At 70.5% G+C, this 14,386-nt stretch carries 9 protein-coding genes; 6 read left to right on the top strand and 3 right to left on the bottom strand.

The genetic code is table 11. From position 1 onward, the window contains the following. On the bottom strand, positions 1-3,869 hold a 3,869-nt coding region (locus D7Y13_RS26720), incomplete at its 3' end, for a non-ribosomal peptide synthetase (RefSeq protein WP_147452499.1). Between the two features lie 302 nt (positions 3,870-4,171). Between D7Y13_RS26720 and D7Y13_RS26715 the strand changes: the two genes are divergently transcribed. From D7Y13_RS26715 to D7Y13_RS26705, 3 genes are read left to right on the top strand one after another with little or no spacing between them, the layout of a single operon-like run. Further along, positions 4,172-4,840 carry a hypothetical protein gene (locus D7Y13_RS26715; RefSeq protein ID WP_120534678.1) on the top strand — a complete coding sequence of 223 codons (669 nt, stop codon included), beginning with the start codon at positions 4,172-4,174 and terminating at the stop codon, positions 4,838-4,840. A gap of 52 nt (positions 4,841-4,892) precedes the next feature. Then, entirely contained in the window at positions 4,893-6,227 is a 1,335-nt protein-coding gene (locus D7Y13_RS26710) for a S1 family peptidase (protein ID WP_120583808.1), read from the top strand. Beyond that, the gene (locus D7Y13_RS26705; protein WP_120534680.1) at positions 6,215-7,183 is read left to right on the top strand and encodes an FHA domain-containing protein; all 969 of its coding nucleotides are present in this window, start codon (positions 6,215-6,217) and stop codon (positions 7,181-7,183) included. The genes D7Y13_RS26710 and D7Y13_RS26705 overlap by 13 nt, the downstream gene beginning before the upstream one ends. A 34-nt stretch (positions 7,184-7,217) precedes the next feature. On the opposite strand, the gene D7Y13_RS26700 is transcribed toward D7Y13_RS26705, so the two are convergent. Beyond that, the gene (locus tag D7Y13_RS26700; protein WP_120534681.1) at positions 7,218-8,198 is read right to left on the bottom strand and encodes an aldo/keto reductase; all 981 of its coding nucleotides are present in this window, start codon (positions 8,196-8,198) and stop codon (positions 7,218-7,220) included. An 86-nt stretch (positions 8,199-8,284) separates the two neighbouring features. On the opposite strand from D7Y13_RS26700, the gene D7Y13_RS26695 reads away from it, so the two are divergent. Next, positions 8,285-9,484, top strand: coding sequence for a cytochrome P450 (locus D7Y13_RS26695; RefSeq protein WP_120583809.1), 1,200 nt, complete (start codon positions 8,285-8,287; stop codon positions 9,482-9,484). Between the two features lie 91 nt (positions 9,485-9,575). Here D7Y13_RS26695 and lon read toward each other — a convergent pair whose 3' ends face one another. Continuing rightward, positions 9,576-12,035, bottom strand: coding sequence for an endopeptidase La (gene lon, locus D7Y13_RS26690; protein ID WP_120583810.1), 2,460 nt, complete (start codon positions 12,033-12,035; stop codon positions 9,576-9,578). A 240-nt stretch (positions 12,036-12,275) separates the two neighbouring features. Here lon and D7Y13_RS26685 point away from each other — a divergent pair, with 240 nt between their 5' ends. Then, positions 12,276-13,493, top strand: coding sequence for a VWA domain-containing protein (locus D7Y13_RS26685; protein WP_120583811.1), 1,218 nt, complete (start codon positions 12,276-12,278; stop codon positions 13,491-13,493). 274 nt (positions 13,494-13,767) lie between these two features. Further along, on the top strand, positions 13,768-14,386 hold a 619-nt coding region (locus tag D7Y13_RS26680; RefSeq protein WP_120630806.1), incomplete at its 3' end, for an ImuA family protein.

Raw genomic sequence — 14,386 nt, 5'->3', positions numbered from 1 at the left:
GCCGTGGGACGGCGGGGCAGCGGGGTGGGTTCCGCGCCTCGCAGCAGTTCCGTCCAGAAGCGGCGGGACTCGGGGCTCGCGACCACGCGGCGCTCCTCCGCCACGAAGTCCCGGTAGCGCGACGCCACCGCCGGCAACCACAGCTCCTCGCCGGCCAGACGGGCGCGGTAGCGGGTGACGATCTCCTCCAGCATCGCCCCGTCGCTCCACCCGTCCAGCACCACGTGGTGCTCCACCACGGAGAGTTGGAAGGACTCCGCGCCGCGCAGGTGCACGGTGAACGCGAGCAGCGGCGGAGAGGCGGGATCGAAGCGGCGGAACTTCTCCCGGTCCATCCACGCCTGGAGCGTCGCGCGCACGGCGTCCGCGTCCAGGCCGCTCCAGTCCCCCTCGACGTGGAGGGGCACCGACACCTCCGGATGCACCAGTTGGAGCGGCTCCGAATACGAGGACAAGTCGAACGAGCTGCGCAGCGCCGGGTGCCGGCGGAACGTGTCCGTCAGCGCACCCCGCAGGGCCGCCTCGTCGAAGCGGGCGCCCACGTGGAGGCTCGTCACCACGCGGTAAACGGACGTCGAGTCGTCGAACTCGGCATGGAAGAGCATGCCGGCCTGCATCGCGCTCAGCGGGTAGGCGTCCTCCAGGCCCGCGGGCAGTCGCGCCCGGTCTGTGTCGCGCAGCAGGGCGAAGGGGCCGGCGTGCTCGCGCCGGTGGCCGGTGCCATCCAGCGGGTGCAAGTGCCTGGCCAGATCGCGCAGGGTGGGATGGCGGAACAGGTCCTGGACGTGGAACGTCAGGCCCTGCTTCTCCAGCGCCGCGCGCACGCGGATGCTGAGCATGGAGTCGCCGCCCAGCGCGAAGAACGAATCATCCAGGCCCAGGTGCTCGCGCCCCAGCACCTGCTTCCAGACGGCGTGCAGGCTCACCTCGTGCGGCGTGGAGGGCGCCTCCGCGGGGCCGGTGGACTCCAGCGTGGGGGCGGGCAGGGCGCGCCGGTCGACCTTGCCGTTGGACGACAGGGGCAGGGCGTCCAGCACCAGCAGGTGCGCGGGCACCATGTACTCGGGCAGCCGCTGGGCGGCGTACTCCGTCAGCTCGCGCGGCGTGGGCGCGGGGAGGCCCGGCTTCGCCACCACGTACGCCACGAGCCGGCGATCCGCGCGAGTGCGCTCCCAAGGCGTGACCACCGCCTTCTCCAGCGCGGGGTGCGCGAGCAGCACGGATTCAATCTCTCCCAGTTCGATGCGGAAGCCGCGCAGCTTCACCTGATGATCCAGCCGGCCCAGGAACTCGATGGCGCCGTCCGGACGGTGGCGGGCCAGGTCGCCGGTCCGGTACATCCGGGCCCCGGACCGCTGGGAGAAGGGGTCGGGGATGAAGCGCTCGCGCGTGAGGTCCGGGCGGTTGACGTAGCCCAGCGCCACCTGGACGCCGCCGATGTGCAGCTCCCCCGGCACGCCGGGCGGGGTGGGCTGTCCCGTGCGGTCGAGCAGGTAGATGGCCGTGTTGTCCACCGGCCGCCCGATGGGGATGGGCCCCGACGCGTCCTCCGGGGCGCACGCCCAGGCCGTCACGTCGATGGAGGCCTCGGTGGGGCCGTAGAGGTTGTGCAGGCCGATGCCGTGGGCCTCGCGCGGGAAGGTGTCGAAGAAGGCGCGCACCGTCTCCGGGCGCAGCGCTTCGCCGCTGCACATCACCCGGCGCAGGCCCGTGGCGGTGGCGGCCTCGGGTTCCGCGAGGAACAGGTCCAGCATGGGCGGGACGAAGTGCAGGGTGGTGACGGCCTCGTCGCGGATCGTCCTCGCCAGGTAGCGCGGATCCTTGTGGCCCCCGGGCGCGGCGAGGAACAGCCGGCTGCCGACGAGCAGCGGCCAGAAGAACTCCCACACCGACACATCGAAGGTGAACGGCGTCTTCTGCAACACCGTGTCGTCCGGACCCAGGCCGTAGGTGTCCTGCATCCACAGCAGCCGGTTGACGACGCCCCGGTGCGGCACCGCGACGCCCTTGGGCCGCCCGGTGGAGCCGGACGTGTAGATGACGTACGCCGCGTCCTCCGGGCCCGCGGTCCGGGGCCGCGGGGTGGACACCTGCGGCAGCGTGGGCAGCAGCGTGTCCAGGGCCAGCGCCTCCACGCCCAGGCCCTCCAGTCGCGAGGCCAGCGAGGCGCGCGTGAGGACGGTGCGCAGGCCCGCGTCCGCCACCTGGAACTCCAGCCGGGCGCGGGGCAGCTCCGGATCCAACGGCAGATAGGCCGCGCCCGCCTTGAGGATGGCCAGCAGGCCCACCACCAGCTCCAGCGAGCGCTCCTCGAACACGCCCACGTGCTGGCCCGCCCGGACGCCGCGCTCACGCAGGTGCGCCGCCAGCCGGTCCGCCCGCGCCCCCAGCTCCCGGTACGTCAGCGCCCCGCCCGCGACGGCGGCGGCGATGGCGTCGGGGGTGCGGCGGATCTGCGCGTCGATGAGCTCGTGCAGGGTCCCGGACAGGTCATGGGGCCGCGAGGTGGCGTTGAGCCCCTCCAGCAGGTGCTGGCGCTCGCCGTCCAGGAGCAGCTCCAGCCGGTCCACGGGCAGCTCCGGCTCCGCCCGGGTGAAGCGCTCCAGGAAGGACAGGAAGCGGCGCTGGTGCCCCGCGATGTCGTCCGCGCTGTACAGGTCCGGGTTCGCGTCCAGGTAGAGCTGGAGGTCGGAGCCATCCGAGCGCCCGTAGAACCCAAGCAGCAGGTCCTTCACCGGCCCGGAGGACAGGTAGTGCGCGGTGGTGGGGTGCTCGCCGAAGCGCACCGCGTGGTCGAAGGAGACGACGTTGACCACCGGCCCGTTCGCGCTGCCCTCATGGCCCTTCAGGCGCAGGGCATGCTGCAACTCCTCGCCCCGGTGCCGCTGGTGCACGAGCAGCCGTCCCACCTGCGAGGACACCTGCTTCACCAGCGACTGGAGGCTGGAGCCCGGGGGCACCGTCAGGCGCAGGGGCAACTCGTTGGCCAGCATGCACGGCGTGGCGCGCGAGGCGGGCGTCAGGCGGCTGGAGACGGGCAGGGCGAGCACCACGTCCTCCGCGCCCGTCATCCGATGCAGATAGGCCGCCGTCGCCGCGATGACGATGACCGACCAGCGCGTCTGTTCCCGCCGGGCCGCCGAGCGCAGCGACTCCAGGGCCTCCGGGGACAGGTGCGTGGTCCGGCGCAGCAGCCCCCGCGAGGCCAGGGTCGCGGGCGTCGCCGTCAGGCGGGCCGGCTCCGGCGGGGAGGCGAACGCTTCGCGCCAGTAGCCCGCGTCGCGTCCTGCCTGCGGCGAAGCGGCGTACGCGGCGTCCTCCTCCAGGAGCGTGGCCAGCGGGGCGAACACAGGCAGCTCCGCCTCCGGCTGCCCCACGAGCGCGGAGTAGCGCTGGGCCACCCGGCGCCAGTAGAGCGTCTGGCCGAAACCGTCCATCAGGATGTGGTGGTAGCGGACGTAGAAGAAGGACCGCTCCGGGCCCGCCTGGAACAGCGCGTGGTGGAAGAGGGGCCCCTTTCGCAGGTCCACCGGACGCGACAGGTCGGATCGCATCCACGACTCGGCGGCCTGTCGCGGGTCGGCGTCGCCGCTCACGTCCACCACGTCCACGGCCACGTTCTCAAGGGAGACCGGCACCTGCCAGGGGCCGTCCGCGTCCTCGATGAAACAAACCCGTAGGGTTTCGCTTTCCCAGACAGTCTCACGGACCGCCTGCATCAGAAGCGATACATCCACCGGTCCGTGGATCTCAAGGTGGGCGCCACAGTTGTAGCGGGGATTGGTGGGATCCAGCTGCTGGGCAACCCAGACACCGCGCTGAGCGGCGGTCAAAGGCCAGCGAGACACAGCCGTGTCCGTCCCTCTCATCCGAGCATCCCCCAATCCGGAACAACGCCCGTGAAGACGTCATCCGCAAGGACTTCCCCAAAAGCATTCCCCGGCCGGACAGTTACGTTTGAAGCCTTGCTTGGTCAAGACAAAACAGATCAGGCCGGATAGGCACAATCTCGTGACCGAAATGGTTACATGGAATAAATTGTAATAATTGCGTACGGAATATTCGACGCATGCGACGTAGCAGTGCCTTTTCGCGCCGGATTTCGTTGGGGCTCGGGGGGCCGGGGCTGGCGTGGTCGCCCGTGTGGCGTGGGCGCGCTATCGTGAGAGGCATGCTCCTGCCCGTCCTCACCGGTGTCTGGCTGTCGCTGTCCGGTGCGCTGGGCACGGAGCTGCGGCGGGACGGCTACAGCTTCCGACCGCCGGATACGTTCCGGATGACGCGCTGGGAGCGCTACGCCGGCTCACACGCGGGCGCGGTGTCGGAGGACGCGGCGCGCACGCGCGGGCTGTCCGCGGCGCTGGCGGATGGAGAAGGCCCGGACGCGGCCACGTTCCTCATCGCGGTGGTGGACGGAGGCTTCTCCGCCAGCCCCTCGGAGCGCGATGCGTTCTCCACCGCCGTGGTCCAGCACTTCCAGCGGGAATTGGGCGTGGCGCTGACGCCGGAGCGGGTGGACCGGGTGGGCGGGCCGGTGCCCCGGGTGGAGGTGCTGGGCACGCTGCGCGAGGCCGGGCAGGTGCGCACGGTGCTGGTGACGGGGCTCGCGTCGGAGGGGCGCCACGCCGTCGTCACGGTCAGCGCGCCCGCCGCCCGCTGGGATGCCATGGCCCCCCGGGTGCGCGCCTCGCTGGAGACCTTCCGGATGGACGCCCCGGTGACGGGCGTCATCTCCAAGCGGCTCGCCGGGGCGCTGGCGGGCGCCCTGGCCGGGGCGCTGCTCGTCTCCTATGCGGCCTGGCGGCGCCGGCGGCAGGGGGAGGGGCCCGCTTCCACGTAGGCGGTGCGACGCATCCCCGGTGCGGCTCGCGCTGGGATACGGTGCCGCGCCCATGTTCTCCCTCCTCCTTGTCGCCGTGCTCGCGCAGGGGCCCCTGACGCCCCCCAGCCCGCCGACCGTCCCGGTACCGATACCGGATGCCGGCGTCGTGGACGCGGTGGTGCCGCCGCTCCCGGTGGCCTCGCTGCCGCCCGCCACCCATGACTTGTTCCGCCGCATCCAGGGCCGCGTCGCGCAGGTGCGCATCATCGAGCGCCGCTCCGGCACCAAGTCCTCCATCGGCTCCGCGTTCTTCGTGAGCGAGAAGGGCCACGCCCTCACGAACTACCACGTGGTCTCCGACGTGGTGCTCCACCCGGAGGACTACACCGCGGAGCTGGACCGGGGCGACGCGACGGTGCCGGTGCGCCTGCTCTCCGTGGACGTGGCCAGCGACCTCGCGGTCATCCAGGTGGAGGCCCCTGTCGCGGACTTCTTCCGGCTGGAGGATCGCGAACCGCCGCAGGGCACGCGCCTGTTCGCCATGGGCAACCCGCGCGACCTGGGCACCACCATCGTGGAGGGCACCTACAACGGGCTGGTGCGCGACGCCCTCTACGAGCGCGTGCACTTCTCCGGCGCCATCAACCCCGGCATGAGCGGCGGGCCCACGCTGAGCGGCGAGGGCGGCGTGGTGGGCGTCAACGTGGCCACCATGGGCAACCAGGTGGGCTTCCTGGTGCCGGTGGCGCGGGCGCGGCAGTTGTTGGATCGCACCCTGGAGCTGCCGGCCCCGCCGGACGCCGCCGCGCTGCTGGCGTCCGTGCGCGAGCAGTTGCTGGCCAACCAGCAGCGCATCACCGACCGGCTGATGGCCACGGAGCTGCCCAAGCAGACGCTGGGCGAGTACCGCGTCCCGGGCCGCTGGAGTCCCTTCCTCAAGTGCTGGGGCGACACGCCGCATGATCCGGAGACGCCCTACACCGTGACGAGCTACCAGTGCTCCTCCGAGGAGGACATCTTCCTGTCCTCCAGCCACCGCACGGGCGTCGTGTCCTACCTGCACCAGCACGTCACGAGCCAGAAGCTGGGCGCGATGCGCTTCTCCGCGCTCTACAGCACGCTCTTCTCCCAGGATCCGGATCCGGTGTCCGCCACGCGCGAGGACGTCACCAACTTCCGCTGCACGTCGGAGTTCGTGGACGTGAAGGGCCTCACGGTGCGTGCCGCCCTCTGCCTGCGCGCCTACCGCCGCTTCCCGGGCCTCTATGATCTGGTGCTGCGCGGGGCCACGCTGAACGCCTCCACGCACGGGGTGGACACCAGCCTCACGCTGGGCGGCTTCTCCGCGGAGAACGCGCGCAAGCTGGCGCGCCGCTACCTGGAGGGGCTGTCGTGGACGAAGTGATCTTCCTGGAGGTGTTGGAAGGCGACGCCGTCCAGGCCCGCCACCGGCTGGAGAAGTGGCCCGTGACGGTGGGGCGCGGCTACGGCAACGACGTCATCCTGGACGACCCCAAGGTCTCCGCCGAGCACCTGCGCCTGGAGCGGCGCGAGGACGGCGCGGTGGTGCTGCGCGACGTGGGCAGCGTGAACGGCACCTTCAGCGTGACGCCCTGGGCTCGCATCCAGGAGCTGGTGCTCACGTCGGACGTGCGCGTGTCCGTGGGGGACACGGTGTTGCGCTTCCGTCCGCGTGGCTTCGCGGTGGAGGACACCGTCGTCAACGAGGCCCCGGCTGACGCGCGCGAGCGCCTCTTCGAGCGCCCCCGGGCCTTCGCGCTGACGATGCAGGCGCTGGTCGCCACGTCCTTCATCTCCGAGCGGCTGACCCAGTTCCAGAAGACGGACTGGGGGGACCTGCTGCTCTCCAGCGTGCTGCCCCTGGGCCTGACGCTGCTGTGGGCGGGGGGCTGGTCGCTGGCCAGCCGCATCGCGCGCCGGAGCTTCTACTTCCGGGCGCACGCCACCATCGGCGGGATGGTGCTGATGGGCTTCGCGCTGGCGCCGCCGCTGTTCGCGCTCTTGAGCTTCAGCTTCTCGCTGGGCGCGTGGCTGGGCTTCGTGCGGACGCTGGCCGTCCTGGCCCTGGTGGGGTGGGGGCTGTACTGGCACCTGCGCTACGTGACGCGGTGGAGCGGCAAGCGCGTGGCGCGCGGGCTCGCGATCGCGTCGGTGGGCGTGCTGGTGCTGTCCAACGTGCCGAAGCTGCTGGGCAACGAGGACTTCAGCGACGCGCTGGAGTTCCCCCGCTCACTGCTGCCGCCCTCGCTGCGGCTGGCCCCTGCGCACTCGATGGATTCGTTCTTCGAGGAGCTGGCGCCGCTGGAGAAGAAGGTGGACACGCTCGCGAAGGAAGACTGAACGGGCGCGGCCACCTTCTTCGTGCAGGGCGCCCCTACATCCCGCGCACCTCGTGGGGCTTGTAGGGGGCCTCCAGCGCCTTGATCTCCTCGGGCGCGAGCTTGAGGGTCACCGCCTTCACCGCGTCCTCCAGGTGCTCCGGCTTCGTCGCGCCGATGATGGGCGCGGTGACGACGGGCTTGGACAACAGCCACGCCAGGGCCACCTGCGCGGGCGGGGCCTTGCGCGCCTCGGCCACCTTCTTCACCGCCTCCACCACGTCCCAGTCCCCGGCCTGGTTGTAGAGCACCGGTGACAGCGTGTCGGAGCCCGCGCGCGTCGTGGCCTCGCGGTCATCCAGCGACTTGCGCGAACCGGTGAGCAGCCCCCGGGCCAGCGGCGACCAGGGGATGACGCCAATGCCCTCCGCCTCGCACAGGGGGAGCATCTCCCGCTCCTCCTCGCGGTACACGAGGTTGTAGTGGTCCTGCATGGACACGAACTTCGCCCAGCCGTTGCGCTCGGAGACCCCCAGCGCGCGCGCGAACTGCCACGCGTACGACGAACTGGCGCCCAGGTAGCGCACCTTGCCCTGGCGCACGAGCTGATCCAGCGCGGACAGCGTCTCCTCGATGGGCGTGTTCGGATCCATCCGGTGGATTTGATACAGGTCGATGGTCTCCACCCCCAGCCGCTTGAGGCTCGCCTCGCATGCCTGGGTGATGTTCTTGCGCGACAGGCCGCGCTCGTTCTGCCCGCTGCCGGTGGGGAAGTAGACCTTCGTCGCCAGCACCACTTCATCCATCTTCGCGTAGCGGCGCAGCGCGCGGCCCGTCACCTCCTCGCTGACGCCGTCCGAGTACATGTTCGCGGTGTCGAAGAAGGTGACGCCCAGCTCCACCGCGCGGCGGAAGAAGGGCTGCGCTGCTTCCTCGTCCAACACCCACGGGCGCCACTTCGGCGTGCCGTAGCTCATGCAGCCCAGGCAGATGCGGGAGACCCGCAGGCCCGTGTGACCCAGGTTGGCGTACTTCATGGTGCGCTCCCTTTGTCCGTGGTGGGTGCCCCGTGCAGGGCCCCACTTGAGTGCCAGTCCGACGTGCTGCTTGCGTATGACCCACCATGAGCGAGCGCTTCAACCTCTTGTCACCCGAAGTGAGAGCCAATCCCTATCCCACCTATGCCCGCATGCGCCGTGAGACGCCCGTGTGTCAGGTGGACCCGGGCGGGATGTGGGCGGTGTCGCGCCATGACGACGTGCTGCGCGTCCTGAAGGACCCCCAACGCTTCTCCTCCCAGGGCTTCCGCAACGTCACCAACCCGCCGTGGCTGGGGGGCAATCCCTTCGCGGACTCCATGCTGGTGATGGATCCGCCCCACCACGGCCGCCTGCGGGTGTTGGTGCAGAAGGCCTTCGGCGCGGCGGCCATGGCCCGGCTGGAGCCCCGGGTGCGGGAGCTGTGCCGGGAGGCGGTGGCGGACCTGCCCCGCGGCCGCCCGGTGGACATGATGCAGCCCTTCGCCCTGCGCATCCCGGCCGCCGTCATCAGCGAACTGCTGGGCCTGGACCCCCAGCACTCCCCGCGCCTGAAGCACTGGGCGGACCTCCTGACCGGCGGCGTCAGCACCGTCCGTCCAGAGGAGGAGGAGCGCAAGCAGCGCGCCCGCGACGCGGTGGCGGAGGTGCGCGCCTGGTTCGGGGACGTGCTGGACGCCCGGGCGCGGGAGCCCGCTGGCACCGACCTCCTCGGCGAGCTGCGACAGGCCCGCGTGGAAGGCGAGGCCCTGACGAAGGATGAGCTCATCGCCTTCATGGTGCTGCTGCTGGTGGGCGGCATCGAGACGGTGGTGCACCTCTTGGGCTCGTCGCTCGTCGTGCTGCGGGAGCACCCGGAGGTGTGGGCCCAGCTCCGGGCGGACCGCTCGCGCATCCCCGCCTTCCTGGAGGAGGTGCTGCGCTACGAGCCGCCCCTCCAGGCCGCGCCGCGCCTCACCACCGAGGACGTGGAGGTGGGCGGCGTGAAATTGCCCAAGGGCGCCTCGGTGCTGGTGCTCCTGGGCTCCGCCACGCGCGACGAAGCGCACTTCCCGGACGGCGACCGCTTCAACCTGTCCCGCCCCGGCCCCCAGAACCTGCCCTTCGGCCATGGCATCCACTTCTGCCTGGGCGCGCAGCTGGCGCGGATGGAAGGACGGCTGGCCCTGGAGGCCCTGCTGGACGCCTTCAGCCACCTGGAGTCCGGCCCGGAGCCCATGACGTGGCACCGCACGCTCCTGGTGCGTGGGCCCGCCACGTTGCCCCTCGTGCTCAACCCCGCCTGACGCAGGGCAGGGGACGTGGCCCGCAAAGACAACGGGCAGGTTCCCGAAGAAGGGAACCTGCCCGCGTCACTTCAGGACTTCGTGAGGACCGTTACGCCCGGACTTCCGCGGGAGGCGTCTCCGCGGCGGCGGCGGGCAGCGCGGCGCCCTCCTTGAACGGCGAGGTCTCCAGCGCGGCCTTGAGGACCTCATCCATGTGCGTGGCGAAGATGAACTCCAGCTCGTTCCTCGCCTGATCCGGCACGTCGATCAGGTCCTTGCGGCAACGCTCCGGCAGGATGACGCGCTTGATGCCCGCGCGGTGCGCCGCCAGGACCTTCTCCTTGATGCCACCCACCGGCAGGACCAGGCCGCGCAGCGTGGCCTCGCCCGTCATCGCCGTGTCGTGCCGCACCCGGATGCCCGTCAACAGGCTGGTGAGCGCCGTGAGGATGGTGACGCCGGCGGAAGGACCATCCTTGGGGATGGAGCCCGCGGGGAAGTGCAGGTGCAGGTCCGTCTTCTCGAGGAAGTTCGGGTTGATGCCGAGCAGCTCCGCCTTGCTGCGCAGGTAGCTCAGCGCCGTGGACGCGCTCTCCTTCATCACGTCGCCCAACTGGCCGGTGAGCGTCATGCCGCCCTTGCCCGCCATCTTGGTCGCTTCGATGAAGAGCAGATCGCCGCCCGCCGCGGTCCACGCGAGGCCCGTCGCCACACCGGGAACCTCCGTGCGCTCCGCGACCTCCGAGTAGAACATCTCGGGCCCGAGGATCTCCTTCACGCGCTCCGCGCCGATGGTCTGCTTGTCCAGCTTGCCCCCGGCCACTTCCACCGCCACCGCGCGGCAGATGTCCGCGATGCGGCGCTCCAGGTTACGCACGCCGGCTTCACGCGTGTACGAGGTCGTCAGGATGAGCAGCGCGTCATCCAGGATCTCGATGTGATCCCCCGACAGGCCGTGCTCACGCAGCTGCTTGGGCACGAGGTGGATGCGGGCGATGGCCTGCTTCTCCTCGAACGTGTAGCCCGTCAGCTCGATGATCTCCATGCGGTCGCGCAACGGACCGGGGATGGGATCCAGCTGGTTCGCCGTGGCGACGAACATGACCTTCGACAGGTCGAACGCCACATCCAGGTAGTGGTCGCTGAACGTGCTGTTCTGCTCCGGGTCCAGCACCTCCAGCAGCGCCGCGCTCGGGTCGCCGCGGAAGTCCGCGCCCAGCTTGTCGATCTCATCCAGCATCATGACCGGGTTCTTCGTCCCGGCCTTCTTCATGCTCTGGATGAAGCGGCCCGGCAGCGCGCCCACGTAGGTGCGCCGGTGGCCACGGATCTCCGCCTCGTCACGCACGCCGCCCAGCGACAGGCGCACGAACTTGCGGCCGGTGGCCTTCGCCACGCTCTGGCCCAGCGACGTCTTGCCGACGCCCGGGGGACCGACGAGGCACAGGATGGGCCCGCGCATGTCGTTCTTCAGCTTGCGCACGGCCAGGTACTCCAGGATGCGCTTCTTCACCTTCTTGATGCCGAAGTGATCCTTGTCCAGCTGCTGGCGCGCGTTCTCGATGTCGAGGTTGTCCTCGCTGATCTTCGACCACGGCAGGTCCGCGATCCAATCCAGGTAGGTGCGCGCGACCGTGTACTCGCTGGAGGCCGCCGGAATCGTCTTCAGGCGGTTGAGCTCCTTCTGGGCGACCTTCTCCACTTCGGGAGGAAGCGCGGCCTTCTTCAGGCGCTCCTGGAGCTCGTCCAGCTCCTCCTCCTCCTCGCCCATCTCGCCGAGCTCTTCCTTGATCGCCTTCAACTGCTGGCGCAGGTAGTACTCGCGCTGGGTCTTCGACATCTCGCCCTTCACGGCGGAGTCGATCTTGTTGGAGAGCTTGAGGATCTCGCGCTTGCGGTTGAGCAGCTCCAGCACGAGCTTCATGCGCGCCTTGAGGTCGACCGTCTCCAGCACGGCCTGCTTCTCCTCGATGGGCACGTCCACGTTCGCGGCGATGAGGTCCGCCAGGTGGCCCGGGTGCGTGATGCTCTCCACCAGCTCCGTGGCGGCGGCGGGCAGCTCGGGCATCAGCTCGATGACCTCGCGCGCCAGCTTCTTCAGGTTGATGCCCAGGGCCTCCACTTCGACGTTCTCGGAGGAGGTCTTGTCCTCCACGGCGTCGACGCGGGCCTTGAGGTAGGGCGCTTCCTGCACCAGCTCCATCACGCGGAAGCGCGCGAGGCCCTGGACCACGAGCGAATAGTTGTCCTCGCCCATCTTCAAGAGCTTCACGATGCGGGCGACGGTGCCCATCGTGTACAGGTCGGACGCGCCCGGATCTTCTTCCTCGGCGCGGCGCTGGGTGACGACGCCGATGACCTGATCATCGCGAACGGCGTCCTTGATCAGCGCGATCGTCTTCTGGCGGCCGACGGCCAGGGGCAGCACGCCCCCGGGGAAGAACACGCTGTTGCGCAGCGGCAGGATGGGCAGCACCTGCGGGATGTCTTCCTTGTTGATGAGCCCCGGAGGGGCCATCGCGGTGGGCATGGCGCTGGCCGCGGTGCCCTTCTTCTTCTCGTCAGACATGGAGTTCGGCCTCTTCCTTGCTTGAACCCGGTCAGCAAGCGGCCGGGCCGGTGAACCATCCGGTTGATTTCTGCGACGGATGAACCAACGTAACAACCAAACCGGACATGGCAAACGTGATGTGCGTTATTTCCGTGCCTCGTCGGCTGTACGACGCTCCTCTTTTAACGGCCCAGAAGTCTCGCGTCCGAAGGGGGGGTGGGGCATGCTTGCCCCCTCTCTGCCGCACTGGAGGCCGACGTGAAGATCCACACCTGTGCCCACCTGATGACGCTGTCCGCGCTCCTGGCGGTCGGCTGTCACTCGCCCGTTGACGACGCGGGTTCCACGGTGCCGGAGGCCTGCGAGGCAACCCCTCCCGTGGTCGCGCCGCAGAAGACGGACATCCTCTTCGTCATCGACAACTCGAGCTCCATGCTGGAGGAGCAGCAGGGCATCGCCACGGAGCTGCCTGCCTTCCTGGCCGCGTTCAAGGCGGGCAGCGGCGTGGCGCAGGAGTTCCGCGTGGGGGTCATCACCACCTCCGTGTACCAGCGGCTCACCGTGGGGGACGGGGCGGACAACATCCGCTCCTATCCGGATCAGGAGGGGCGCCTGCAGCCGGTGAAGGACGAGGCCGGGCAGCCCACCGCCGAGCGCTTCATCGACAGCTCGGATCCGCTGCTCCTGGACAAGTTCCAGCGGCTGGTGGCGCAGGGCACCCAGGGCAGCGGGCAGGAGACGCCCTTCGAGGCCGTGCGGCTGGCGGTCGACTCGCCCCTGACCCGGCAGGCCATGGAGGAAGGTGGCAACGCTGGCTTCCTGCGGGACGGCGCGCGCCTGCTGGTGGTGGTGGTGTCGGACGAGGAGGACTGCAGCTCCACGGTGCGGCCGCCGCCGGTGGCGCTGGGGCAGGATCCGGCCGTGGACGCGTGCAGCGCCCAGGCGGACAAGCTCACGTCGGTGGAGGAGTACTACCGGATCTTCCAGAACCTGCACGACGGGCGGGGCGCGTCGCGTGAGGTGCTGTGGGCGACCATCGGGCCGGTGTCGCTGACGGACAAGCGCGCGGAGGCGGTGACGGAGGTGTCGGGCGGGAAGACCTACGTGCGCAACGTCGACTGTCCGACGTCCTACGGGCCCGGCTACCGGCAGAGCGCCCTGGCGCAGGCGTTCGACTCGACGCGGGCGAACCTGGATTCCATCTGCAAGAGCAACTACCAGCAGACGCTGGTGGACATCGCGGAGCTGGCCACGGTGGCGCAGAGCGTGGACGTGGTGAACCTGCCGGATCCGCGGCTGGCGGTGGTGTACGTGACGCGCGCGGATGCCTCGGTGCAGACGTGCACGGTGGCCAACGGCGACATCCGCTACGAGCCGTCCGGCGATGATCGCTCCGCGCGCCTGTTCTTCCTGGGCCCGTGCCTGCGGCGCGTGGGCGACACGAAGGTGGAGGTGAAGGTGCTGTGCGCCGGGTAGTCGCGGGCTGATCCACGCGCCTCCCGGGCGCGTTGCGTGCGAAGGGCCTCGCGTGAAGACGCGGGGCCCTTTTTCGTTGTGGCCGGAAACAGGTGACCCGCCATGTCCGGTGCCGCGAAACGGGACGCGCGCGGATCCATTTTTTCCTCCGAGCAAGCACCCGACCCGACAGGTCGGAACGGCCATCAAACCCCTCGCGCGGGTGTCAGACGGCTTCGCATACTGGCCGGACATCCGCACCGGTTCCGGGTGCGCGTGCGAGGGAGGCGACGACATGGGCGCGGCGGTGGAACGGTCGGCGTTGGGGGTGGTGGAGGAGCTGCGCGAACGGATCCGTCAGCTCCAGGCCGCGCCCCGGCGCGCGCTCTCGGTGCTGCGCACGGGCGTGGACGCGGTGGACGCGCTCTTGCCCATGGGCGGGCTTCCGCTGGGCCACTCCGTGGAGCTGTGCGGCGAGGCGGCATCGGGGCGCACCAGCCTGGCCCTGCGCGCGGCGGCGTCCGCGCACCGGGAGCAGCGCCTGTGCGCGTGGGTGGATGGCCCCCGGGAGCTGTATCCGCCCGCGGCGTCGGCGCTGGGCGTGGACCTGGAGCGGCTGCTCGTCGTGCGGCCCCGGCTCTTCGCGCAGCGGGTGTGGTCCGCCGTGCAGCTCGCGCGCAGCGGCGCCTTCACGTGCGTGGTGGTGGACCTGACGCACGGCGTGGGCGCGGCGGGACGGCCGGAGCGGCTGTCCCTGCCGGAGGCCCGGAAGCTCGCGGACGCGGCGGCGCGGGGCGGAACGCTGGTGCTGCTGCTGACTTCCCCGGAGGCCCCGGCGGATGGGCTGGCGCGGCTGCGGCTGGAGGCCCGGGGCGTCCAGGGCTGGTCCGTGGAGCTGGAGCGCAGCCGGGGGG

The organism is Corallococcus praedator, assembly GCF_003612125.1.
Lineage (GTDB): Bacteria > Myxococcota > Myxococcia > Myxococcales > Myxococcaceae > Corallococcus > Corallococcus praedator.
Note: the sequence above shows the minus strand (reverse complement) of the source record. Positions and strands in the feature narration are given on the sequence as shown.